Genomic DNA, 26,368 nt, shown 5'->3' on the forward strand with positions numbered 1-26,368 from the left:
TTTTATGGATATATCTTTTACTCAAAATAGAGAATTATCATGGCTTAAATTTAATGAGAGAGTTTTAGATGAAGCAGACGATAAAGAGGTTGAACTTTTTGAAAGGCTTAAGTTTTATTCAATTTTTGATACAAATTTAGAAGAGTTTTTTATGGTAAGAGTAGGATCTTTAGAAGATTTGACCAGACTCAAGAAAAAAGCTGTTGACAATAAGTCAAATATGACACCTGAAAAGCAACTTGAAGCTATAATGATTGAATGTAAAAGATTATATCAAAAAAAAGATGAAGTCTATAAAAGGATTATTAATGACTTTAAGAGTGAGGGAATCTTTATTAGCAAGGTATCAGACCTTGATAAAAAAGACTATGATACAGCAAGATTCTATTTTGATTCAAAAATAGAGCCCATCTTAAATTTTCAAGTGGTAGATAGGGTAAGGCCATTTCCAAGACTACCAAACCTATCAATAAATGTTATTTTTAACCTAGTCAAGGAAAGACTCAACAAAAAAGATAGGAATTACTTTGGAATAATTTACGTACCAGATAAGATTGATAGATATCTTAAGGTAAGCCAAACATCAATTGTATTACTTGAGGATATAATTAAAGAGTTTGGAGAAAATGTATTTGATAATTATAAGTGCCAATCTAAACACATAATGTCAGTTACAAGAAATGCAGATATTTCCTATGACGATGATGATTATGATGTAGATCTTGATTATAGGTCTTATATGAAAGATGTGCTTAAAAGGCGCAAAAGACTTCAACCTGTAAGACTTGAATTAGATGAACAGATAGAAGAAGAGGTATTTAATCTACTTTTAGAAAAATTATCTCTTAAGAAAGAAAGTGTTTTTATCACATCATCTCCCATGAGGGCAGGATTTATTTATGATATGCTAGAAGATATGCCTCAAAGTCTTATTGATAAATGCTCATATAATAGATTTTCTCCACAAGAATCCTTTATGGTAGATAAGAATAGGCCAATGATTGATCAAATAGATGAAAAAGACATACTCTTATCTTACCCCTATGAGTCAATGGATTCAGTAATAAGACTTTTAAATGAAGCAAGTGAAGATGAATCAGTTATATCTATTAAAATAACCTTATATAGGATAGCAAAAGATTCAGAAATTGCTAAGGCCTTAATAAGGGCAGCTGAAAATGGTAAAGAAGTATTTGTTCTAATGGAACTTAGGGCAAGATTTGATGAAAATAACAATATAATATGGTCATCTAGACTTGAGAATGCTGGTTGTAAGATTGTATATGGTTTTGATGATTATAAGTGTCATTCTAAAGTTTGCCTTATAACAAGGATTAAGAATGATAAGATAAATTATACATCCCAAGTTGCAACAGGCAATTACAACGAAAAAACTGCCAAGCTTTATACTGACTTTTCTTTTATGACATCAAATAAAGAAATTGGCATAGATGTTAAGGAAGTCTTTGACAATATAATGATTGGAAACCTTGAAGGAAATTATAAGCATCTTTTAGTTTCTCCAAAGCCTATGCAAGAAAGACTAGATGAGTTAATAAATGAGCAAATTAAAAGGCAAAAAGAAACAAAAGATGGCTATATAAGACTTAAGATGAATTCTATATCAGATAGAAAACTTATAGATAAATTATCTGAAGCCTCAAACGAAGGGGTTAAAATTGATCTTTTAATCAGAGGAATTACTTGTATTTTACCAGGAATTAAAAATAGAACAGAAAATGTTAATGTTCATCAAATAGTAGGAAGATTTTTAGAACATCACAGAGTATATCAATTTGGGAAAAGTGATAATTGTAAATTGTTTATATCATCTGCTGATTTCATGACAAGAAATATAAGAAATAGGATGGAAGTTGCTTGCCCTATTTATCAAAAAGATATAAAAAAGAGAATACTTGAATTTATGGATATAATGTTTGCAGACGATGTAAAGACTAGGATGATGAACTCTAAAGGTGAGTATAAAAAGGTTGAGAAAAAAATAGGCCTTATTGCTCAAGAAAAATTCATAGAAATTTCCATAAAAAGAGCTAGAGAAAAAAATAAGGTTAAGGAATCCAGAATAATTCCAAATAATATAAATCATAATAAATTCAAAAATTCTAAAAATAAGAAAAATAACTTTTTTGATAGATTGAAACATTTATTTAAATAACTATAAAAGCTGCTATTTCAATAGCGGCTTAAATTTTAAAAAAATATTCGATAAAATATGATTATAGTCTATATATTTATTCTTACTTGTGTTATAATAGATTTGAAGAAATATTTAATAAATTTTTAAATGAATTTTACTTATAAATTGAAATATATTTATAGTTTATTTAAAAATTTCCCTTTAGATGTAAATTTTTATTATATTGAAATAAATGTAAGGAAGATAAAAGAATGGCTAATAAAAGCATTAGAGATTTAAGACGCAAAAAAAGAAGAGAAAAAAAGAAAAGACTAAAAAATAAGATAATAAAAGTAGGAATAGGCATAGGACTTTTAACCGCTGCCTTTAACATAGATTTAAACTCTGATAAAACAGAAATTCCAATAAGAAGAAGTGTTGAAAATAGAACAGCACAAGCAAATAAGAAAGATGAGATTGAAAAAAAGAAAGAAACTAAAACTCAAATAGCAACACCACTTGGCTTTGAGAAAGTTGAAGTAAAAGATGGGCTTAAAATTGAAAATGATGGATATGAAAATGTTCAAAAATCATTTGTAAGAGCTTTAAATACCCAATATTGTTATCAAAAACCAGAAGATTTTACAAAAACTGACCAAGTTATTGAAAAGGGAGATTATGTAGCTTACTATGGAACTGAAAACTCTTTTTCTAAAATTAAAGTTGGTGACAATTTTTACTATGTAAATAGATATGGATTATCTAAATTAGATGAGGAAAGTCAAATAAATGTAATAAAGGGAATAGTTTTTGTAAATGAGAACAATCCCTTGCCAAAAGACTTTAGACCAGGACTTGATGCTACAAGTAAGAGTGCCCTAGCTACTATGATTAATAATATGCAAAGAGAAGGTCTAGATTTAAGAGTTGCATCCGATTATAGACTTCCAGAGACAGAAGAAAAATTAAATAATCAAGACCATGTAGATAAAGATTTACCTTTTACAAGTGAACATCAAACAGGTACAGCTTTTGACTTTTTTACTGATGAGGATAATAAATATTCTGAAAAGTTCAAAGATACAGATGAATATAAGTGGCTTAAGGAAAATGCTTATAAGTATGGTTTTATAGAAAGATATCCAAAAGAAAAAGAGTCTATTACAAAGCACAAGGAAAGGTGTTGGCACTTTAGGTATGTTGGTGTAGAAAATGCCAAATATATGTATGATAATAACCTTTCACTTGAGGAATATTTGAAAATCAAATAAAAATTAAAGCACAGGAAGGAATTCTTGTGCTTATTTTTAATTTATTATTATAATTTGATATAATATCTAAGTGATACTAAATTATAATAAATTTTATAATTAAAGAGAGGTAATTATGGGACAAACTGCTTTTATGTTAATGTTAGTTACAATTCTATCCAAAGTATTTGGCTTTGCTAGGGAATCTGTAATGGCATATTTTTATGGTACAGGGGATGTTGTAGCGATTTATGCTGTAGCAAATACTCTACCAGTAGTTATAGCAAACTTTGTTGCAAGTGGTATTATTTATGGATTCATACCCATATATACCAAGGCTAAAAATGAAGAGGGAGAAGCTGCAGCAGAAGAGTTTACTTCAAATATTTTTAATATACTTATGATATTTGGACTTGTTGCAGTAGTATTTGGCTTTATTTTTGCAAGGATATTTTGTAAGATATTTTCGCCTGATCTTGAAGGTGACCTTTTAGATATGGCAGTTATATTCACAAGGATAATAATGTTTGCGATATTTGCATACCTTTATTCTGCTGTATTTAGGGGATATCTAAATTTAAAGGGTAATTTTTTTATTCCAGCAATTACAGGAATAATAATGAATGTAATTATCATAGCTTTTACTATAGTAAGTGGTCTTAGCAAAAACCCATATTTTCTTGCTGTAGGTTGTCTTCTCGGTAATGCATTACAATATATATTATTTCCTAAAACTGCAAGAGAGCATGGATATAGGCATATTAATAAAATAGATATACATAATAAGTATATAAAATCACTAATAATGATAGCAGTTCCGGTTATAGTTTCTTCAGCTGCAGGTGAAATATCTCTTACAGTAGATAACTCTATGGCATCTTACTTTTTTGGGAATGCTTCAATATCATTTCTAAGATTTTCAAAAACCTTACTTGCTCTTATAACAGGTGTTATTACAGTTTCAGTGACCACATCTATATTTCCAACTATTTCAAATCTTGGACAAAGTGGAGATATTAGAAATATGAAAATTCATTTAAAATCTGCTATAGTTACGACTATGCTTTTAGTAATTCCAGCAACTCTTGGAATGATGAGCCTATCTGAACCTATAATCAGGTTGGTATTTCAAAGAGGAGCCTTTGATGATGATTCAGTTATAAAAACAGCATCAATGCTTGTAATGTATGCACCATTTGTAATATTTCAGTCCTTATCTGATGTAATAGATAAGGGATTTTATGCAGTAGGAGATTCCAAGACTCCAGTTATAATTGTGGTTATTCAACAAATAATAAATGTTATATTTAACTACATTTTACTTAAGGTGTTTGGATTAGAAGGTCTTGCACTAGCTACAACATTTTCTGCAGGTCTTGGAGCCTTGATGATATTTTATAAGTTTAGAGATAATTTTGGGTCTATGAATTTTAAAACCAGCCTAAGATCATTAATAAAAATTGCAATATTATCTATAATGATGGGTCTTATTGCTCACTTTTTATATAAAAGCTTGAACCCTAAATTAGGCTATGTAATTAGTTTATTTATATCCATAATTATAGCTGGTATTTTTTATTTATTTACCATACTCTTGGCGAGAATTCCAGAGGTAATGAAGCTTGTAAACCATATTTACCATAGATTTTTAAAAAAGAAATAATAAAAAAAGACTGAAAAAAGGATTAAGGCGACCCAAAAAAGTTGTACTAAATACCAGATTGAGTTTTTACTTACTCTGGTATTTATTTACCTTTTCTACCCCTATGGGTAGAAAAATTTTCATGCTACATTCTTTTTTCTAAATTCTACTGGACTTAAATATCCTAATTTTTCTTTTATTCTTTTTTCGTTGTAATATTTAATATATTTTTCTATTGTTTCTTTTAATTGTTCATATGAATAGAATTTTCTACCATAATATATTTCTTGTTTTAAAATTCCAAAGAAGTTTTCCATTGGTGAGTTGTCTAAGCAATTGCCTTTTCTTGACATTGATTGAGTTATTCCATTTGACTCTAATTTGGTTGTGTATTGCTTTATCTAGAGCCTTTAATATTGGTTCTAGATTTGGATTTTTTGATATTTCGTAGATTAATATCTCGCTGTTGTACATGTCTAGATATGGATTTAGATAAAGTTTCTTTATTTGATATGTGCCTGATTTATCCTTTTCTAAATACTTGAATTCTGTTGTATCTGTTATTATTTGTGTATATGGTTTATTTGTTTTAAAAGATCTTTTTATTTTGTTTTCTGCTATCTTGCCTACAGTTCCTCTGTATAATGAATATTTTCTTGTTTTTTTGGAAAAGCTCTTTACTTGTATTTTTAGTTTTTGTACTAGTCTTTGTACTTTCTTTTTGTTTATGATTAATCCTAATCTTTTTAACATTGCTGTTATTCTTCTATATCCATAGTTTGGATTTTTTTCTGATTTCTAATATCTTTTTTTCTTCGTTCTTAGTTTGATTTTTTTAGGCATATTTGAAGGTCTTCCTCGTTTTTTGATTTTAGTCCTTCATAGCCTTGAGATTTGTACGCATTTACCCATTTCCTTACTATGCATTCTTGTGGTATTTTATATTTTTAGCTAATTGACTGTATCCTATTGTGTTTTTTAGATACTCTTTTACGACCATCACTTTAAATTCTGTACTGTATTTTGCCATTAAAAAACTGACCTCCTCTAGTTAGTTTTTTGGTCTAACTTTTGGGGGTCAGTTCAGATTAAATAATCCGTCTTTTCAGTCTTTTAATTTGTCATTATATTTTTCATATATATTGATACAACTTTTGAAAAATTTTCAAGTTTAGTAATTCTACAAAAATCAGTTCCATATATTAGTTTGGCATTTTCTATATCTTCATCTTCACCTGTAAAAACACCAAGGACACTTATCCTATCACTTTTAAGCTTTCTAATTTCTTTTGCAGTATCATCTACAGCCTTTTTTTCTATATATTGATCTTTTATCTTGGCATTTACATTATTTATATTGTGTTTTTCATCATTTGGTCTACCGTCTGAAAGAATTATAAGAATTTTTCTTACATTTTCATCCATATTTTCATTAATAAGTTTATGAATAGTCTTAAAGGCTAAACCATCTCTATTAGAACCTGATGCAAAAAAGTTAAATATTTTGTCATTTTTCCCTTTATCCTTATAGTCCCTATAAAGATTAAATACTGTGTAGTCTCTTAGGGTTGAAAAAGACATGATTCTTATAGGAATGTTGACTTTGTCCATAGCACTTGCAATTATATAAGCTTGATCTGCCACAACTTCTTGTCTTTTTATTTGGCTAGCTGATCCATCTATTAATAAATCAATTTGAAATTTAGGCTTAGGATCTTTATTATTTGAAAAAAAGATTTTAGAGTCATTTAAAATTTCTGCTTTCCAAACATTTATTGAATCAAGAAGTCCATAGTTTTTCCTATAAAGCTCATCTTCTTCATAGTTAGAAAGTGAATTTTCTATAGTTCTTTTAAGCTCATTTATAGCTCTATTATTTATAGATAGGTTTATTTCTATATATTTTTTATTTTTATCACTTTGTTTTTTTCTAATCTTTTGATTAAATCTAGCATTTGGACTGTCTGTGTATTCTCCATTTGTAAAGTATAGTTTTTTACCTTTATGGATTCCTTTAGCAAGTTCTCTTTCTAGAAGTTCTTGTCTTTTCTTACTTATAGAAAGTTTTCCATAAAAATCTTCTATGAAATTATCTTCTCTTTTATTTTTCTTATCATCCCCTTCAAATATAAAGATATCCTTATTAGTATCTTTCTTTTTTTCTTCAAAATATATATATCCATTAAATTCTGCAGATTGGATTTCAAATTGGTCATTTATATTTTTTTCAATCTCAGAATCATCTAAATCCTCTTTATCAAAATTTTTGGGTTTTTCTTCTTCAATCATTTGATCAAAGAGTTCATTATATTGTTCAAATCTTTCAAACAAAAAGTATTTTTTAAAAAGCACATCCAAATCTTTTATAATCTCAGGACTTTTGTAAGTATTTATTGAAAAAAGCTCTTTATAAAAATCTCTTACAATTTTTCCCTCTTTTATAGTCCTACCAAATACTTTTTCATAGTAGGCTTTTTCAATCTGTTCAAATACATTTTCAGTTTCTTTTTTATATCTATATTTATTGAGGATAAAATTAGCATAAGATTTTCTCAAATCTTCTATCACTAAATTTCTTTCTTTAAGCTTTCTAAAAGCTAAGTCATCTAATAAAAGTAGGCTAATATTTTTAAATTCTTCAAAAAATGGATTATCATTTTTAAGATAAGAGAAAAAGGATGAAAATAGGTCAAGTCTAAAATTTTTAAATTTGAAACCTTCTATTATATTTTTATAATTTTCATCCATTGGATAGTAATTTTTTGGAAAGATTGAATAATCACCAGCATAATCCCAAATAACGTTCATAGCCCTTAATTTTTCAAAAGTATCAGTCATTAAAGACGCTCTCATATATATTTTTTGGTAGTTTATTATCAATTGTATCTCTTACAATTTCTCTTTCAAATTCATCAAATGACTTGTTGATAAGCCCCATCTCTATGGCATCATAAGGGTTAAGACCAATTCTCATTGTTTCTATTGCTGAAATAAGGCCTCTTAAATCTACAGACTTAGTAGAAATTTCAGAATTTTCGCTTTTTTCTTGTAGAGATTCAAATATATCTATAAAAGTATTAAGGTATTTTTCTTTAAGTTTTGGGAATTTGTCTAATAGTAGAGATTTTAAATTCTCCCTAGTAATATTAGGCATATTTATTACCATAAATCTTGAAGCAAGAGCTTCATTTATCTCGCGTGTTCCAACATAACCATAGTTCATTGTTGCAATAAACCTTGTCTTGTCATGAAGTTGAATCTTATCATAACCAGGAATATCTATAATTCTCCTGTGATCAAGTGTTGCATGAAGAAGCGATATAGCTTCATTTTTTGCCATATTTATCTCATCTAAGACTCCAAAGCCGCCTTTCATTGCACATTCATATACTGGTCCTTTTCTAAACACTACTTTTCCATCTTTAAATGTATCAGCACCAATAAGAGAATTATAATCGGTATTTACATGAAAGGAAATATCCCGTGAAGGTCTGTTAAAAATATAGGAAAGATTTTGGGCAAGGATATTTTTACCTGTTGCTTTTGGACCTGATAAAAGAATATTTTCACCAGATAAGATTGCAGTTATTGCCTTATTTAATATATTTTTACCATAATATTTAAATTCAGGTTTTCTTATCCTTTCTTGATCTTTATCCTCTATATCATTGCTATCTCTAAAATCCATAATTTTTTCTATTAATTTATCATCTATATTTAATTCTTTTAAATAATTTATCATATTTCACCTCAAGTGCTATTATACAACAAAAATTCAACATGGCTATTGACAAAGTCCATTTTAGGACTATAGTAATATATATGATTATAGAAAGGATATAGATGGAAAATCAAAAATCACTTTATATTTTTAAGTTGTTTTCTCTAATTAGGAAAGTGCAGGGATTAAAAAGCCAAAGCTTCAAAGATATGAATGCTAATGGCATAAAGACTGCTATTTTTTTAACCCTAATTTATGAGAAAGGTGTAAGCCAATCTATGATTGTAGAAAAAATGGCTGTTGCCAAACAAACTATAAATAATATAATTATGGAATTATGTGAAAAAGAATATGTAAAAACAGTCACTGATGAAAGTGACAAGAGACTTAAAATTTTAGTTTTGACAGAAAAAGGAAAACAATATGCCAGAAATTATCTTAATCCACTTATCGAATTTAATGCAAAACTTTATGATAGGTTGGGGGAAGAAAAGATAAAGAAGATGGCAGATGACTTTTCTGAACTTGCTGAAATTTTAATGGAAGTAAATAGGGAGGTAATTTGAATAGTTTAAAGGAATTTTTTGTCAATTTCAAATATTTGATGCCTGCTGTTGGAGAGTATAAGAAAAATGCCAAGATCTCTATGGTTGCAACAACAATAGAGACAATTCTAGAGCTTATTGTACCTACCATAATGGCATTTATAATTGATATGGCAGTAAGTAAGTCGGATATAAAGATGACATTTATCTTAGGTGCAGTTATGATTTTAGTTTCACTATTTTGTATGTATGCAGGTATGGTTGCTACAAAACATGCTTCTGCAATATCTTCAGGGTTTGGTGCAAACCTAAGAAAGCTCGCATTTGGTAAAATCCAAGAATATGGTTTTGAGGATTTAGAAGAGTTCCAAACTTCATCTTTAATAACAAGGCTTACAAGTGATATACAACAAATTATATTTTCAGTATTTTTAGGAACAAGATTTATAATTAAGACTGTAGTTACAGGTATCGTTGCCGTAATTTTATCTGTAAATGTATCAGCTAAGCTATCATTATTATTCTTAGTTACCATGCCACTTTTAGTAATAGCCATATTTTTCACTATGTCGAAGGCTATACCTGGATTTAAACAATTTAGAAAAGAATTTGATAAGCTAAACCTTATTGTTCAAGAATCTTTAGCAAATATAAGAGTGGTAAAGTCATTTGTTAGAGATGATTTTGAGATTAAAAAACTTGCAAAACAAAACTTTACCATGTATAAGCTAATAGACAAGGCAAGTGGTGCAATGAGTTATGTTGGTCCAATTGCAAATATAATAATGTTTGGAACAATGGCATCTCTTGTGTGGTTTGGTGGTAATGAAATTATTAGTGGCAAAATCCAAGTAGGAGAGTTAATGAGTTTTATTATGTATGCTATGATGCTTTTAGCTGCCTTTATAGGAATCTCTATGGTTTTAATGCAAATGATGGCATCAAGTCCAGGAGTTGTCCGTGTAGCAGAGGTAATAGAACATGAGCCATATATGAAAAATCACGAAAAAATTGATGGACTTGAAGTTGAAAACGGCTCAATTGATTTTTCTAATGTATCATTTAAATATAAAGAAGATTCTGACAATTATGCCTTAGAAAATATAAATCTCCATATAAAAGAGGGAGAGTCCATAGGTATTTTAGGACCAACTGGTTCTGCAAAATCAAGTCTTGTCCAACTTATACCGAGACTTTATGATGTTAGTGAAGGGGTTGTTAAAGTTGGTGGAGTTAATGTTAAAAATTACGATATCAAAAAGCTTAGGAATGATGTAAATATAGTTTTACAAAAAAACACCCTATTCTCAGGAACGATTGAAGATAACATTAGGTGGGGCGATACTGAAGCTAGTTTTGAAGAAGTAGAAAAGGTTGCTAGAATTGCTTGCGCCCATGACTTTATAAAAGAAAGAGCTGATGGATATCAGTCAGTTTTAGGTCAAGGTGGAACAGGTGTTTCGGGTGGACAAAAACAAAGAATTTGTATAGCACGTGGACTTTTAAAAAAGCCAAAAGTTTTAATCTTAGATAACTCTACAAGTGCAGTAGACACAAAGACTGAAAGTCAAATAGTTGAAGGAATAAATTCTTATTCTGATAAACTTACAAAAATCATAATCTCTCAAAGAGTATCTTCATTTAGACACTGTGACAGGATTATGGTTATGAGAGAAGGTAGAATTGAGGCTATAGGTAGCCACGACGAACTTTATAAGGAAAGTGAATTTTATAGAAAAACCTACGATATGCAACAGAAGGGAAGTGATATAAATGAGTAATAAATTAAATTCCTCAAGAAATCAGAATTCTTTCAATGGTGGTATTGTAAGATTATTAAAATATCTTTTCAACTATAAGTGGCAAATGATAGTGGTAATTATATCTGTAATAATTTCTACCCTAACTCAAATTTTGGGTATGTCTTTACTTCAACCGACAATTGACGAGATGATTTTAAATTCAAATATTGATGGACTTAAGAAAAATGTTTTGATGATGGTTGGGCTATTCATAATATCTGCTATAACATCTCTTATTTTTTCAAGGTTAATGGTTAGGGTAAGTGAAAAAGCTATAAAAGATATAAGAAATGAACTTTTTGAGAAAATTCAAAGTCTTGAATTAGAATTTTTCGACCAAAATACTCATGGGGAAATAATGTCAAGGTTTACAAATGATACAGATATGTTAGGTCAATCTCTATCATCATCTATCCCAAATCTTCTTCAATCACTACTTTTATTTATAGGAACTTTTGCTATAATGTTTGTTATAAACTTTAAGCTTACAATCCTTACACTTTTGACCATAGGTCTTATGCTTTTTATATTAAAAAAGATAATAACAAAATCAACAAGACTATTTTCAAGAAATCAAGTTGAACTTGGAAAGATGAATGGTTTTATAGAAGAGACTCTTTCAGGTCAGAAAGTTGTAAAAGTGTTTAACTTTGAAGAAAATTTAAAAGATAGGTTCAATAAAACGGCTGATAGAGTAAGAGAGCTTATTTGGCAAGCTAATACTATAACGGGGAAGATAATGCCTTTTCTTAAAAATGGTATCAACATATCTTATGCCATAATATGTATGGTTGGAGCTGTTTTAACAATTCTTGGACAAATGACAGTAGGCACACTTGCTACATATCTAACATATGTAAGGCAATTACAAAATCCAATTGCAACAGTAAGTCAACAAGCGAATGTTATGGCTCAAGCTATTGCAGGAGCTAATCGTATATTTGAAATACTTGATATGGAAGCTGAAAGTGATGATGGAGATATAGACCTTGTTCATGCAACTATTGATAAAGATGGAAACTTTCATGAAGAAAATACCCTTACAGGAATCTACGCTTGGAAGAGGATAGTTAATGGAGAAATAAAATATAAAAGGCTTGAAGGAAAAATTGACTTTGAGCATGTAGACTTTTCATATGATGGTAAAAATAAGATATTAAAGGATGTAACTTTTTATGCAAATCCAGGTGAAAAAATAGCCTTTGTTGGTTCAACTGGTGCTGGAAAGACAACTATAACCAATGTTATAACAAGATTTTATGACATAGATAAGGGTTCTATAAAGGTAGATGATATAGATATTTATCAAATTAAAAAATCCGCCTTAAGAAAAGCTTTTGGGATGGTACTCCAAGATGTAAGCTTGTTTACAGATACTATTTATGAAAATATAAGGTATGGTAGACTTGATGCAAACGATGATGAGATAAAGGCTGCAGCTAGGATGAGTAAAGCTGATTCATTTATTTGTAGGCTTCCTCATGGTTATGATACAAAAATCCATGGAAATGGGTCATCCTTATCGGATGGTCAAAATCAACTAGTATCCATATCTAGAGCAGCTGTAGATGAGCCATCTATGTTAATTTTAGATGAGGCTACTTCATCAATAGACTCAGCAACAGAGCTTATAGTAACAGATGCCATGGATAATCTTATGACAGGTTCTACATCAATAGTTATAGCTCATAGGCTTTCAACAATAAAAAACTCTGATGTAATAATGGTAATGGATAATGGTAGAATTATAGAAAGAGGAAACCATGATTCTTTAATGGCTAAAAAAGGCACATATTATCAATTATACACAGGAAAGCTTGAACTTGATTAAAGATAATAAAAAATACACTTGTTTTCAAAAACAAGTGTATTTTTTTATTTACTATAAGCATTTAAAATTGCTCTTTCTATTAAGTTTCTGTATGCAATAGAACCTTCTACATTTGGATGAACAAAGTCTTTTGCAAACAATTCAGGTCTTTGTTTAGCATACTTATACCAATCAACCAAATATACATTATCATTTTCCTTACAAAATTTTTCAATATCTTTATTAATTGAACTTTCCCAAGATTGACTATGTACAGTATTTACAAAAAATAATTTTTTTTGCTCAGATATTTTCTTTAAATCAACCAAATTTTGATATTCAAGTTGACCATTAGAACCAAGCGCTATTAAAACTATATCGCCAAGACCAGTGCTGTTTTTTATATTGGTCAAAATTTTAGGACAATCTATCATATCTCTTCCAACTTCACCATCAAGGTAGAGATTTGGGTTAAATTCTCTTAGATATTTATCTATATTTATTAAAACAGAATCTCCTACTGCTGTTACAGACTTACTTTTTAGGAAAGATTTTTCATAATCAGTAAAATTAAAGTCATCGTATGATTTATTTTTTATTTTTTCATTATTAAGTTTATTATCAGTACTTAAATTAGATATATCATTAGAATTTACCTTAGACTTGTTTTTATTATAGTCCTTATTTTTTTTGCTAATTTCTTTTTTGTTTTTACTTATATTCTCCTCTAATTGTTTTATATCATTATCTTTAGGATTGTCTATAAAAAATGCAGATATATTTAAAAGAGCAAGTATTATTAAACTTACAAAAAAATAGGATTTTTTATTTTTTAGCTTTTCATAAATCTGATAAGTAAGCTCAGACAATACTATTACTATAATTACTTGCAAAATATAAAAATATATGACATTGACTCTTGAGGATGCAAGAAAATATGTTATAAAGGTATTTATTACATATTGCCATATATAGATATAATAAGATCTTAGTCCTATATAATATAGAAAACTTCTAAAAAAACCAAACTTTCTTTTGTTTATTACAATAATATTTGATGTTTCAAAGGAGAACAAGGTTCCAATTAAAATAGCCTGCAAAATTGTATAAGCTGGCATTATTAGCCTATAAGTATAGATGGAATTTCCATCTACTAGAAAATAAGCTATAAAGGTAAAAAATAGAATTGGACCTATAAAATAATAGAGGGTTTCTTTTTTATCTTTTAACAAAAGACTTAAGTTTATAAATTTATCTTTAAGAAGGTATACTATAGCACCTAAGAGAAACGCATAAATTCTAGTGTCTGTTCCATAATAAACCCTTGATATATTACCTTTATCATAAGAAAAATAAATCATTAAAAGCATACTACAAAGACTTAAAAATGAGAGTATGCATAATCTTTTGTTTTTACTAAACTTTCTAATCAAATAGCTTACCAAGGTAAAAATCACTATAAATTGAATTTGCATAGATATATACCAAAAGTGAGTAAACATTGAAAAGTATCCATTTTGCTTAAAATAGGATCCTCCTACTAGTATTTGATATATATTTTGGAATGAAAGAGCACTCGGTATGCTTGATTTTATAGAATCATGAAAAACAGTTTTCGAAAAAATTAAGGAAACTAATAATGATACTATCAAAACAAAGTACAAGGCTGGCATTAAGGATTTTAATCTTTTTTTGATATATCTTATGTAATCTTTTAACTCATTTCCTCTCAAACTTTCCAACTTAAGCATTATTAAAAATCCACTCAATACAAAAAAGCTATTCACTGCAATAAAACCGCCACTTAGTGAATGAACTCTGGTGTGGAAAATTGAAATTGCAATAATAAAAATAGCTCTTAGAAAAGTGAATGAATCAATATATTTAATTTTATTCATTATTTCCCCCATGTGTATCATTATAATATTTAGTTAGATAAATAGCAAGATATAGAGAGATATTGTAACACTTGTAACAAATTAGAATCAAATATTCAGTTTAAGTATAAATAATCAAAAAAACAAAAGTATATTCTATAATATATTATAAAAATTCATTGAATATAAGCTGTATATATTTAAATATTGAAACAAGAAGATAATATAAGTTATAAAATCCTAAAAATAAATGATTTATAGGAAAATATAAAAAAGATTTGACAGATATTCAAAATTATGCCATAATTATTATTATAAATTTTTATTTGTATTTATACTTATTAAAAGAATAAATATTATGGAGGAAGAAAAAATGGGAAAATCAAAAAAATTAATGGCATTGGCATTTGCATCGATATTTGCACTTGCGGGATGTTCAAGTGGATCAAATGATTCTAAAAGTACTAGTGAAGATTCTGATACTATAAAAATAGGGGCAATTATTCCTCAAACAGGACCCGTTTCTAATTATGGTAACTCATCAGAAAAGGGAGCTTTAATAGCGATAGACGAGATAAATGAAGCAGGGGGTATCAATGGTAAGAAAATAGAATGGAAATCTTACGATGATAAGGGAGAGATTACCGATGCGACTTCGGCTTATAATAAGCTAAAAGGTGATGGAGTTTCTGTAATAGTTGGAGCAATAACATCTAAACCAGCTCTTGCTGTTGCAGAAATTGCTAAAAAAGATGGTATACCAATGATTACACCAACAGGTACACAAGAAGATATAACTAAGGATAAGAAAAACATCTTTAGGACATGTTTTACAGATCCTTACCAAGGAAGACTTCTTGCAAAGTTTGCTTCAGAAAATCAAAAAGCTAAAAAGGTAGCTATTCTTAGAAATACATCATCAGATTATTCAAATGGGATAGCAGATGAGTTTAAAAAAGAGGCTGAGAAGCTTAATCTTGAAATTGTAGCAGATGAGTCTTATGGAGAAAATGATACAGACTTTAAAGCTCAACTTACAAAAATTGCAAGTGCAAAACCTGAAGTATTGTTGGTTCCTGATTACTATGAAAAGATTGCTCTTTTAGCACCTCAAGCAAGAGAAGCTGGTATTGACGCTAAATTTATAGGTGGCGATGGTTGGGATGGGGTTATAAGTGTTATGGATAAGTCTCAACTAAACTTAGTTGAAGGTTCATGTTTTTCAAACCACTTTGCCTTAGATAGTGAAGATGAAAGAACAAAAAAATTTGTTAGTAAATATAAAGAAAAAAACAACGAAGATCCATCATCATTCTCAGCACTTTCTTATGATACAATTTACTTAGTAAAACAAGCTATAGAAGAAGCACAATCTATCGAAAGTGACAAAGTTGTAGAAAAGCTTAAAAATATTGAATTTGATGGTATAACAGGTAAGTTCAAATTTGACGAAAATAATAACCCAATCAAATCAGCATCTATGATGGAAATAAAGGATGGGACTTATAAATTTAACTCAACAGTTAGCCCTGATGAAAACTAAATTTTGATAGGCTGTTGCATTTTTTGCAACAGCCCTTAATTTTAAGGAGAAAGTATGAATTTTTTAACCCAGTTATTTAATGGTCTACAATTAGGATCTATATATGCTCTTATAGCTTTAGGTTACACTATGGTTTACGGCGTTGCAAAGCTTATAAACTTCGCCCATGGGGATATCATAATGGTTGGAGCCTATACAATTTTTTTTGTAGTACAGACAAAATTATTTCAAAGTGGACTTCCACTTTATCTTTCAATAATTCCAGCGATTGTTGCATGTACATTATTGGGAGTTGTGATTGAAAGAATAGCTTATAAACCTTTGAGAAACTCATCTTCTATATCCATATTAATAACAGCTATAGGAGTTTCTTTATTTTTGGAGAATTTATTTGTAAAGTTCTTTACAGCCAATGCAAGACCTGTGGCATCACTTTTTAGTAAAGAAAGTATAAATTTACTTGGTATAAGATTATCATTTCAAACTGTATTTACTATAATAATTACAATAATATTAACTACTATATTGCAATTATTTGTATCAAAAACAAGTCTTGGTAAGAGTATGTTAGCTGTAAGTGAGGACTATAAGGCATCAAGTCTTGTAGGGATAAATGTAGATAACACTATGACAATGACCTTTGCAATAGGTTCAGCTCTTGCAGGTGTTGCAAGTCTTCTTTATGTAGCAAGTTATCCACAAATAACTCCTTTTATGGGATCAATGCTAGGAATTAAAGCTTTTACAGCCGCAGTAGTAGGAGGGATTGGTTCAATTCCTGGAGCGGTTATAGGTGGTTTTATATTAGGAATGATAGAAGTAATGACAAGAGCTTATCTATCAAGCTCCTATGCAGATGCTATTGTTTTTATGGTATTAATTGTAGTTCTTATAGTAAAACCAACAGGTATACTAGGATCTATGGAGAAAGAGAAGGTTTAATATGGATAAAAATAAGAAAATTTCGTATATAGCAACAACTCTTTTAATTTTACTTACATTTGTAATAATACAAGCTTTAATTATAGGAGGAGTTATAGACTCATATTGGCAAGCTATATTATTTTTCCTTTGTATAAATATAATACTTTCCATATCATTAAATATAACAGTGGGAAATCTTGGACAAATTACCCTTGGTCATGCAGGATTTATGTCAATAGGAGCCTATACAGCAGGTATATTTTTAAAAACTGAATTAGTAGGAGGAGTCGGTGGTTTTATAATATCGCTTCTTCTTGCAGGCCTTGTAGCCTTTTTATTCTCGCTTATAATTGGTATACCAGTATTAAGATTAAATGGTGATTATCTTGCCATAGTAACTCTCGCCTTTGGTGAAATAATAAGGGTTCTTGCAGAAAATTTAACTATAACTGGTGGTGCCCAAGGTATGACAGGAATTCCTACAATCGATAGCTTCGCCTTAGTATTTTTTGTAACAGTACTTTCTGTAGTTTTTATGTACTCTATAATGACATCTAGGTTTGGGAGGTCAGTATTAGCAATAAAAGATAACGAACTTGCAGCCGAAAGTTCTGGAGTTAATACTACAAGATATAAGACTTTTGCTTTTACTTTATCAGCACTTTTTGCGGGTGTTGCCGGAGCTATATATGCCCAAACTACTGGAGTTATAGCAGCTGGTGTATTTAATTATAATAAGAGCTTTGATATCTTAGTAATGGTAGTTTTGGGTGGTATGGGCTCTTTTACAGGCTCTATAATATCAACTATTGTACTTACTATAGTTCCAGAAATTCTAAGAGCCTTTGCTGATTGGAGAATGATAATTTACTCAGTAATACTTGTTTTAGTAATGATATTTAGACCACAAGGATTGATGGGAAGAGAAGAGTTTTCTATATCAAGGCTATTAGCTAAGATAAAAAGAAAAAAAGCTTTAAAGAAGGAGAAAGATGATGGAAAATAGAAAATCAATATTAAAGTGTGATAATATATCTATCTCTTTTGGAGGACTTAAAGCAGTAAATGGTTTTAACCTTGATGTAAAAGAAGGAGACCTTATAGGATTAATAGGACCAAATGGTGCAGGTAAGACCACAGTGTTTAATATGCTAAGTGGTGTTTATAGTCCTACCGAAGGGTCGATATTTTTAGATGGTGAAAGTGTGGGGGGACTTGGTGTATATAAGGTATCCCAAAAAGGAGTTTCTAGAACCTTTCAAAATATAAGGTTGTTTGATTATCTTTCAGTAATAGATAATGTAAAGCTTGCTATGAACCAAGATATGAGATATAACGTTATATCAGGTATGCTAAGACTTAAATCTTACTGGCAAGAAGAAAGAGAGGCTACAAAAAGAGCACTTGAGATCTTAAAAATCCTAGATTTACAATCCTATGCCAACGATAGTGCAGGCAACCTCCCATATGGAGCTCAAAGAAAGCTTGAAATAGCAAGGGCTATTGCAACAAATCCTAAACTTTTGCTCTTAGATGAACCAGCTGCAGGTATGAATGCTATAGAAACTGAAGCTTTAATGGATACTATAAGAATGATAAGAGATAAGTATAAACTTGCTATAGTTTTAATCGAACATGATATGAAACTTGTATTAGGAATATGTGAAAGACTACTGGTGTTAAATCATGGAATAGTAATCGCAGAAGGTAATCCTAGGGAAGTTGTTAAAAAAGAGGAAGTAGTAAGTGCCTATCTTGGTTCAGGTTATGGAGGAGATAATGCTTAAAGTAGAAAATTTAAATGTATATTATGGAAATATCCATGCTATAAAAGATGTATCTTTAAAGGTTAATAATGCAGAGGTTGTATCACTTATAGGTGCTAATGGTGCAGGAAAGACAACAACACTTCAAGCTATTTCTTCCCTATTAGATAAAAGAAGTGGAAAAGTAATTTTTGAAAATTCTGACATAACAAATGCCAAGGCTTATAAGGTTACAAGACTTGGTATAGCCCAAGTTCCTGAAGGAAGAAGGGTATTTTCAAATCTTTCTGTCCTTGATAATATAAATTTAGGCTCTGTTGCAACAAAAATATCAGATAAAGAAAAAAATGAAAAGATAGAGAGAATATATGAACTTTTTCCTGTTTTGGAGGATAGAAAAAATCAAAAAGCAGGTACCTTATCAGGAGGTGAGCAACAAATGCTTGCCATGGCGAGAGCTATAATGACAAATCCTAAACTTTTATTGTTAGATGAGCCTTCTATGGGTCTTTCACCCCTATACGTTGAAAAAATATTTGAAACTATAAAGATTTTAAAAGAAGAAGGCTCTACAATATTATTAGTTGAGCAAAATGCTAACCTTGCTCTCGACATATCAGACAGGGCCTATGTACTTGAAACTGGTAGGATAGTAAAAGAAGATAAGGCAGAAAACTTAAAAAACGACCCAAGCGTTAGAAGTGCATATTTGGGAATATAATTATAGGAGTCTTATTTTAGACTCTTATATTTTTTTCTTTAATTTAAACAAAATATCTTGATAATTCAAACAGAATAATTACACAATTATATAATAAACTTTACAAACTTGTTTTATAGTAATGATAGATAAGAAATAGGAGGTTATTTATGAAAAAAAATAAGTTAATCTTAGCTTTAATTATTGCAAGTACAAGTAGTATAGTTCTACCAACTTCAAATGTCCAAGCAGCTAATATTACAGATGTAGAAGGTCAAGAAACTAAAGAAGTTGTAGAAAAAAATATAGCTGATATTCCAAAAGATGATGAAGTTACATATCCAAAAAATGAAAAAGATACAAGAGAATCCGATGGAACAAATAAATTCAATAGGGCTACTGAAACTGAAAGGGAAACTTTTGGTGAAGATAAGAATGTAGTAAATATTGATAAAAATGTTAAGGCTAAACTAGATGAAACTAAGGGAGAATATGGTAAAAAGAATGGTGAATATGCTAATAATAAGCTTAAAGCCATAGATACTCCTGTTAAAAACGTAGTTATAAATCCAGGTGAAAATGAAAATAAAGTTGCAGTAACTTGGTTTGGCAAGTCAGAGATAAGGGATAGTTCAAGACTTTACTTTAATGGAAAAGAATACAAACCTGAAAGGGCAAGAAAGACAGGGGACTCTAATGGTTACTCTACTTATACAGTTCTTTTAGATATAAAACCAGGTGAAAATTATGAATATTATATAAAAAATGATAATTATAAAACTGAAAAGAAAACACTAAAAACTAAAGCTTTAGGAAATGATAATGAATTCTCCATGGTTTTAATTGGAGATCCACAAATAGGTTCTGGTGATAGTGTATGGGATTCTAAAGGACTTAATAAAAATACCCAAGCTAAGGTAGATCAAGATAAAATCGACTTTGCTAAGACAATAGAGATTGCAAGAAAGCTTGACCCACACTTTTTTTTATCAATGGGTGATAATGTTGAGATTGCAGGATATGAAGGAGAATATGATTACTTCTTTGATAATGACCTATTTAGAGAAAAAATATTCTCATCAGTAGTTGGAAATCATGAAACTTACATTGATAAGAATGATACAAGCTTACAAAATACTGTATTTTCTGATCATTTTTATCTTCCAAATGAATCAGAACTTGGATCAATTTCATATGAAAATGAAGATGGAACAAGAACATACATACCTGGAGATTATTGGTATAGCTATGGAGATACTCTTTTCTTAAATATAAATTCAAATGAAAGAGATTCAAATATCCATTCTAAATTTATTGAAAAAGCAATAAAAAATGCCGAAGAAAAAAGAGGTTCAAACTTCTCGTGGAAAGTTGTATCCTTCCATCATGCTCCATACTCCACAGCAACCCACACCTCAGATGATGACATACTTCAAAGAAGAAGTGAGCTAGTAAAAATATTTAATAATAACAATATAGATCTAGTATTGAATGGACATGATCATATTTATGTAAGAAGTGGTCATATGCTTGCAGGTGAACAGGCCCTAGATTTTGAAAAAGCTTATGGAACACACAAAAATGATCCTAATGCAGGTATTAAAGATAACTTCACAAAAACGTATAATAACTATATCTATGATAATGGTAAAGTAGTGGTTGATGGAATAAGTTTAGATTATGGTTCTAATGAAGTTACAGATCCTAGGGGAACACTGTTTTTAACAATGTCTGCATCAGCAGGAGCAAAATTTTACAATCCTATTGGAGAAGATCAATGGTTTGTTCAAAGATCTTTAGATGATAGAAGTCAATTATTCTCAAAACTTACTTTCTCTAAAAACCAGTTTAGACTTCTAACAATGGATACTGATGGTAATATAGTAGATTCATACACAATAAATAAAACTGACGAACATATTAAAAATCCTAATAATAAAGAAAAAACTAACTTTAGCAAGCTTGAAGCATATATAAGAAAAATTCAAGGAAAAAAGCTTTTACTTGATAAGGAGAATATAAGAGCATATAACTATGCAATTGAAAATGCAATCAAGGTATTAAATGATAAGAATGCAAGTCAAGAAGAAGTTGATAGTGCAATAGAAGTTCTTAACACAAGATTATCAGGTGTAGAATTTCTAAGAGAAGATAATAAAAATACAGACAATAAAGACTCAAAAGTGGATAAGAATGTAAAAGATTCTAAAGATAAATATTGCCAAAAAGATAAGGAAGTATCTATAAAAAAAGAAATAAAAGCTCAAAAGACAAAAGTAGAGAACTTTAAAAAAGACTCAGACTTTGAAAATAAAAATTTCATTAAATCTTCTAATGTAAAAACAGGTGTCACATCCCTATCTTCAATCTTAGGATTAATTTCAATATCAATACTTGGCTTATCTAAAAGTAAAAGAAAATAACATTTAAGTAAGAAGACCTCTAGCAGGTCTTTCTTTACTTGTTTTTTTATTTCTTTTTCTGTAAACTAGATATAGTTTAGAAAGGATATGAAATGAGACTAAGGTTTAAAGAAAACGCCATTCCAGAAATGAAAGAAAATCCACAAATATTTTTTGGTGGAGAAGATAAAAAGGGAAAGTGGCACGAAGAATTTAATAATAAAGAAGAAATTCATTTAGAAATTGGGGCAGGACGTGGTGATTTTATAAGTCAAATTGCGTTTAATAATAAAAATACCAACTTTATAGCCCTTGAAGTAAATACTAATGCCTTTGTAGTAGCAAGTAGAAAGATTAAAGAAAATGAGCTTAGAAATGTAAGAGGACTTATAGCAGATGCAGAAGACCTTGAAAAAATTTTTGAAAAAAATGAGATAGATAAGATATACCTTAATTTTTCAACCCCATGGCCTAAAACCCGACATCACAAAAGAAGACTAAGTCATAAAAGATTTTTAGATAGGTATAAAAATATAGTGAAAGACAAGGCTGTAATTGAGCTTAAGACTGATAATGAAGATTTTTTTCTTGCATCAATTAAATACTTTGAAGATTTTAGTATGACAATTTTAGAAGTTGATAGAGATTTAAGTGAGGAAAAAAGCATTTATATTAGTGAATATGAAAGAAAATTTAGAGATAAAGACATGCCTATTTTTTATGTGAAGGCAAGGTTCAATCTATGAATATAACTATAGTAAGCGTAGGCAAAATAAAAGAAAAATATTTTAAGGATGCTATAGATGAATACAAAAAAAGGCTAAGTCCCTTTACTAAGCTTAAAATCACAGAAGTTTCAGACGAAAAAGCTCCAGAAAATTTATCAGAAGCTGAGATTGAAATCGTTAAAGATAAAGAAGGAGAAAGAATATTAAAAAAGATAAATGATACTGACTTTGTCATAAGTCTTGAGATAGAAGGCAAAAGTATTTCGAGTGAGAAATTTTCTAATATGATAAAAGATGAGATGAACTTTGGTGGAGGTCGAGAACTAATTTTTGTGATAGGTGGTTCTAATGGTCTTTCTAAAAAGATAAGTGATAGGGCAAATTATAAATTGTCTTTTTCAAAAATGACCTTACCTCATAAACTTATGAGACTTGTTTTAATTGAGCAGATTTATAGGGCATTTAAAATAATAAACAATCAACCTTATCACAAATAAAACTAAACAAGCTATTGTAGTATGAAAAATTCATATTACAATAGCTTATTTTTATTCTTCTATAATTTCAATTGAAAAACCTTGTGGATCTTTAATAAAGTAAAACTTTGCTGATCCATCAGATAAGCTGCCTATTTTTTGGCTTACAATACCCATTTTTTTGTGTTTCTCGTAGGCTTTTTTAAAGTTTTTTACTCCAAAGGCCATATGTCCATAATATGAACCATGTTTATACTTACGTCCATCATGATTATAAGTTAATTCTAGCTCATATTTCTCATCTTCACTCGCCATATAAATTAGTGAAAATTCATCATCATCATCAAAATCCTTTCTACTTGTTATATGCATATTTAACGCATCTTCGTAGAATTTTATACTTTCTTTATCGTTATCTGTGTATATACATGTGTGTAAAGCTTTAAATTTCATATTACCTCCTAAGTATTATTACTATACCCAAATATAAAGGAAATTATAAGTTATCTAATTAAAATGAATATTTATATAGGTATTGCTATACTTTATTTAATTTTTAAAGTATAAATTAGCAAATAAAACGAATGAGAAATTCTTAAATTAATGGCTAGCTTTAATATACTTATCTTTTGCCAAAACAAACGGAAGTGGTATAATTAAAAATATATCAAGCAAAATTTTATATAATAGTATTACAAAAAAATAAAAACTCTTAAAAAATATTTGACAAGATTGCAAATAAAGCTTATACTATTAAAGTAATGTTTAGCCCAGATAGCTCAGTCGGTAGAGCAGGGGACTGAAAATCCCCGTGTCGGTGGTTCGATTCCGCCTCTGGGCACCAGTATATGCGGAAGTGGCTCAGTGGTAGAGTATCGCCTTGCCAAGGCGAGGGTCGCGGGTTCGAATCCCGTCTTCCGCTCCATAAGGCGCCATAGCCAAGTGGTAAGGCAGAGGTCTGCAACACCTTTATCCCCAGTTCAAATCTGGGTGGCGCCTCCACACAACAAGTCCTCGAAGAGGGCTTTTTTTGTATCTAAAATGAAAGGATATATATGTTAATTATTAGCCATAAGTCAAGAAAAGAATTTACAGATTATTTAGATTTTAAAAAAATCCCATATATAAAAACTATAGACAATCCTAATCTTGATGAAAGAATAGCAGATCATCCAGACCTGTCTTTGTGTAAGGTAGATGAAAATACTATTATTATAGATGCTAGTGTAAGCTCGTACTATAAGGATAAACTTCCTCATATTAGAATTATCAAAGGAGAAAAAGTGTCATATAAATATCCTAATGACTCTATATATAATGTAGTTTCCTTTAAAGAATTCTACATTCACAATAATTTTACTGAAAAAAATATAAGAAAATATTTTAAAAATAAAGACCACTTGTTTGTAAAACAAGGATACACTAGATGTTCTACAATTGTTTTAAATGACTCATTACTTACATCTGATTTAGGTATATATAAAAGACTTAAAGATAAGCTAAAAATTTATCTTTTAAATGAAGAAGAAATTGAGCTTGATGGATTTTCTAAAGGTTTTTTGGGAGGATGTTTTGGGCTTGTAGATGAAAAAATTGCCTTATTTAATGGAAATATAGAAAGATTGTCCTCATATGATATAATTAAAAGTATAATAGTTAAAGAAAAATTAGATTTATTATATCCAGACAGTAATTTATTAGATACTGGGTCATTAATTTGGATTTAGTAAGGAAGGAAATATGAATATAGTAAAACCACAAACAATAGCAGGAGTTATGGAACTTTTGCCAGAAGATCAAATAGTATTTGATAAAATCAAAAATACAATAGAAAAAACTTTTTTATCTTATCAATTTTTGCCAATTGATACACCAGCAATAGAAAAAAATGATATTTTATTTGCCAAGGGTGGTGGAGAAACTGAAAAACAAATATTTGCCATAGATTCATCAAAAAAAGATATGTCTTTAAGATTTGATCTTACAGTTCCTCTTGCAAGATACGTAGCAGAACACTTTTCTGAATTAAATTTTCCATTTAAAAGATATCAAATAGCAAAAGTTTATAGGGGTGAAAGAAATCAAAAGGGAAGATATAAGGAATTTTACCAATGTGACATAGATATAATTGGAAATAATTCTTTATCTATCCACAATGATGCTCTTATACCTAAGGTTATTTATGATATATTTCAAAAACTTAATTTTGATGGGATAACTTTTCATATAAACAATAGAAAATTATTGAATGGATTTTTTGAATCTCTTGATATAGAAGAAAAGGAAGAAGTTTTAAGGACAATTGATAAAAAAGCTAAGATTGGTGATGAAAAAACAAAAGAACTTTTAGATGAAATTGTTGGAAGTGAAAAAAGTGAAGAGATTTTAAAGCTTATTAACACAGATAAAGGCAATGAAGCAACTTTATCCTACCTTGAAAACTTAGATTTGAATGAAAATTATAAAAAGGGTTTGAAAGAGCTAAAGGAAGTATATAAGTATATGCTTAAATTTGGGATTGATGATAAGTCAATTCTTATAGACTTATCTATTACAAGAGGGCTTGATTATTATACATCTACAGTTTATGAGACATTTTTAGATGGATATGAATCAATAGGCTCAGTTTGCTCTGGTGGAAGATATGAAAATTTAGCTGAAAACTTTTCAAAACAAGCCCTTCCTGGAGTAGGATTATCAATAGGTCTTACTAGATTATTCTACCAATTTCAAGAACTTGGGCTTATTGAAAAATACAGGGAGAATTTTACAGATTCTCTTATTATACCAATGGATGAAAGCCTAAATTTCTATGCAATAGATATAGCAAATAAGTTAAAAGATGAAGGGTTTAAGATTGATATTTATCTTGAAGATGGCAAGTTTAAAAAGAAGATGAATTATGCAGATAAGATAAATGTCAAGAAAGTAATAATAATTGGTCAAGAAGAATATGAAAAGAAACTAGTTTCTATTAAAAATATGGAAAATGGTGAGCAAGTAAGTGTCGATATTAATAAAATATCAGAATATTTAAAATAGAGG

20 protein-coding genes, 3 tRNA genes and 2 pseudogenes are annotated in these 26,368 nt (G+C 29.2%); 19 read left to right on the plus strand and 6 right to left on the minus strand.

Going from position 1 to position 26,368, the window contains the following annotated elements:
• The first annotated feature begins 4 nt into the window (after positions 1-4).
• From HV819_RS02380 to murJ, 3 genes are all read left to right on the plus strand, one after another.
• Positions 5-2,176 (plus strand): RNA degradosome polyphosphate kinase, encoded by a 2,172-nt coding sequence (locus HV819_RS02380; protein ID WP_154539398.1) that lies wholly within the window; start codon positions 5-7, stop codon positions 2,174-2,176.
• 233 nt (positions 2,177-2,409) lie between these two features.
• A complete protein-coding gene (locus HV819_RS02385) occupies positions 2,410-3,408 on the plus strand; it encodes a M15 family metallopeptidase (protein WP_154539396.1) in 999 nt (332 codons plus the stop codon).
• Positions 3,409-3,523: 115 nt separating this feature from the next.
• The gene (gene murJ / locus HV819_RS02390) at positions 3,524-5,050 is read left to right on the plus strand and encodes a murein biosynthesis integral membrane protein MurJ (protein ID WP_154539394.1); all 1,527 of its coding nucleotides are present in this window, start codon (positions 3,524-3,526) and stop codon (positions 5,048-5,050) included.
• Between the two features lie 119 nt (positions 5,051-5,169).
• Here the strand turns inward: murJ and HV819_RS11830 are convergent.
• The 4 genes and pseudogenes from HV819_RS11830 to HV819_RS02415 form a co-directional block, all read right to left on the minus strand.
• A pseudogene (locus tag HV819_RS11830) lies at positions 5,170-5,430 on the minus strand (transposase); the annotation flags it as partial.
• 286 nt (positions 5,431-5,716) lie between these two features.
• A pseudogene (locus HV819_RS11930) lies at positions 5,717-5,809 on the minus strand (IS3 family transposase); the annotation flags it as partial.
• Positions 5,810-6,142: 333 nt separating this feature from the next.
• Complete coding sequence (locus HV819_RS02410; protein WP_154539390.1) at positions 6,143-7,867, minus strand: VWA domain-containing protein; 1,725 nt, start codon at positions 7,865-7,867, stop codon at positions 6,143-6,145.
• Positions 7,860-8,771: an AAA family ATPase gene (locus tag HV819_RS02415; protein WP_176269427.1), complete on the minus strand. Its 912-nt coding sequence runs from the start codon at positions 8,769-8,771 to the stop codon at positions 7,860-7,862. The genes HV819_RS02410 and HV819_RS02415 overlap by 8 nt, the downstream gene beginning before the upstream one ends.
• A gap of 101 nt (positions 8,772-8,872) precedes the next feature.
• Between HV819_RS02415 and HV819_RS02420 the strand changes: the two genes are divergently transcribed.
• The 3 genes from HV819_RS02420 to HV819_RS02430 are packed head-to-tail and all read left to right on the plus strand — an operon-like array spanning position 8,873 to position 12,928.
• Positions 8,873-9,316, plus strand: coding sequence for a MarR family winged helix-turn-helix transcriptional regulator (locus HV819_RS02420; RefSeq protein WP_154539386.1), 444 nt, complete (start codon positions 8,873-8,875; stop codon positions 9,314-9,316).
• Positions 9,313-11,076, plus strand: coding sequence for an ABC transporter ATP-binding protein (locus HV819_RS02425; protein WP_176269428.1), 1,764 nt, complete (start codon positions 9,313-9,315; stop codon positions 11,074-11,076). The genes HV819_RS02420 and HV819_RS02425 overlap by 4 nt, the downstream gene beginning before the upstream one ends.
• Complete coding sequence (locus HV819_RS02430; protein WP_154539382.1) at positions 11,069-12,928, plus strand: ABC transporter ATP-binding protein; 1,860 nt, start codon at positions 11,069-11,071, stop codon at positions 12,926-12,928. Before HV819_RS02425 ends, HV819_RS02430 begins: the two co-directional genes overlap by 8 nt.
• 44 nt (positions 12,929-12,972) lie before the next feature.
• Here HV819_RS02430 and HV819_RS02435 read toward each other — a convergent pair whose 3' ends face one another.
• A complete protein-coding gene (locus tag HV819_RS02435) occupies positions 12,973-14,805 on the minus strand; it encodes an acyltransferase family protein (protein ID WP_176269429.1) in 1,833 nt (610 codons plus the stop codon).
• A 352-nt stretch (positions 14,806-15,157) separates the two neighbouring features.
• Between HV819_RS02435 and HV819_RS02440 the strand changes: the two genes are divergently transcribed.
• From HV819_RS02440 to rlmH, 8 genes are all read left to right on the plus strand, one after another.
• The gene (locus HV819_RS02440) at positions 15,158-16,327 is read left to right on the plus strand and encodes an ABC transporter substrate-binding protein (protein WP_154539378.1); all 1,170 of its coding nucleotides are present in this window, start codon (positions 15,158-15,160) and stop codon (positions 16,325-16,327) included.
• A gap of 54 nt (positions 16,328-16,381) precedes the next feature.
• Positions 16,382-17,269: a branched-chain amino acid ABC transporter permease gene (locus tag HV819_RS02445; RefSeq protein ID WP_154539376.1), complete on the plus strand. Its 888-nt coding sequence runs from the start codon at positions 16,382-16,384 to the stop codon at positions 17,267-17,269.
• Between the two features lies 1 nt (position 17,270).
• Positions 17,271-18,257, plus strand: coding sequence for a branched-chain amino acid ABC transporter permease (locus tag HV819_RS02450; RefSeq protein WP_154539374.1), 987 nt, complete (start codon positions 17,271-17,273; stop codon positions 18,255-18,257).
• Positions 18,247-19,038 (plus strand): ABC transporter ATP-binding protein, encoded by a 792-nt coding sequence (locus HV819_RS02455; protein ID WP_154539372.1) that lies wholly within the window; start codon positions 18,247-18,249, stop codon positions 19,036-19,038. The genes HV819_RS02450 and HV819_RS02455 overlap by 11 nt, the downstream gene beginning before the upstream one ends.
• On the plus strand, positions 19,031-19,738 hold the full coding sequence (locus HV819_RS02460; RefSeq protein ID WP_154539370.1) for an ABC transporter ATP-binding protein: 708 nt from the start codon (positions 19,031-19,033) through the stop codon (positions 19,736-19,738). Before HV819_RS02455 ends, HV819_RS02460 begins: the two co-directional genes overlap by 8 nt.
• 149 nt (positions 19,739-19,887) lie before the next feature.
• Positions 19,888-22,140: a metallophosphoesterase family protein gene (locus tag HV819_RS02465; RefSeq protein WP_154539368.1), complete on the plus strand. Its 2,253-nt coding sequence runs from the start codon at positions 19,888-19,890 to the stop codon at positions 22,138-22,140.
• A 92-nt stretch (positions 22,141-22,232) separates the two neighbouring features.
• Complete coding sequence (trmB, locus tag HV819_RS02470) at positions 22,233-22,865, plus strand: tRNA (guanosine(46)-N7)-methyltransferase TrmB (RefSeq protein ID WP_154539366.1); 633 nt, start codon at positions 22,233-22,235, stop codon at positions 22,863-22,865.
• A complete protein-coding gene (rlmH, locus tag HV819_RS02475; protein ID WP_154539364.1) occupies positions 22,862-23,344 on the plus strand; it encodes a 23S rRNA (pseudouridine(1915)-N(3))-methyltransferase RlmH in 483 nt (160 codons plus the stop codon). The genes trmB and rlmH overlap by 4 nt, the downstream gene beginning before the upstream one ends.
• A 51-nt stretch (positions 23,345-23,395) precedes the next feature.
• Here the strand turns inward: rlmH and HV819_RS02480 are convergent, their stop codons facing one another.
• A complete protein-coding gene (locus tag HV819_RS02480) occupies positions 23,396-23,776 on the minus strand; it encodes a VOC family protein (RefSeq protein ID WP_176269430.1) in 381 nt (126 codons plus the stop codon).
• 315 nt (positions 23,777-24,091) lie between these two features.
• On the opposite strand from HV819_RS02480, the gene HV819_RS02485 reads away from it, so the two are divergent.
• From HV819_RS02485 to hisS, 5 genes are all read left to right on the plus strand, one after another.
• A tRNA-Phe gene (locus HV819_RS02485) sits at positions 24,092-24,167 on the plus strand.
• A 6-nt stretch (positions 24,168-24,173) separates the two neighbouring features.
• Positions 24,174-24,248: transfer RNA gene (locus HV819_RS02490), tRNA-Gly, on the plus strand.
• A gap of 3 nt (positions 24,249-24,251) precedes the next feature.
• Positions 24,252-24,325: transfer RNA gene (locus HV819_RS02495), tRNA-Cys, on the plus strand.
• Positions 24,326-24,378: 53 nt separating this feature from the next.
• Complete coding sequence (locus HV819_RS02500) at positions 24,379-25,050, plus strand: DUF6873 family GME fold protein (RefSeq protein WP_154539360.1); 672 nt, start codon at positions 24,379-24,381, stop codon at positions 25,048-25,050.
• Between the two features lie 13 nt (positions 25,051-25,063).
• Entirely contained in the window at positions 25,064-26,365 is a 1,302-nt protein-coding gene (gene hisS / locus HV819_RS02505; RefSeq protein ID WP_154539358.1) for a histidine--tRNA ligase, read from the plus strand.
• Positions 26,366-26,368 lie beyond the last annotated feature (3 nt).

Origin of the sequence: Anaerococcus faecalis (assembly GCF_013371425.1) — a bacterium.
GTDB classification, from domain to species: Bacteria; Bacillota; Clostridia; order Tissierellales; family Peptoniphilaceae; genus Anaerococcus; species Anaerococcus porci.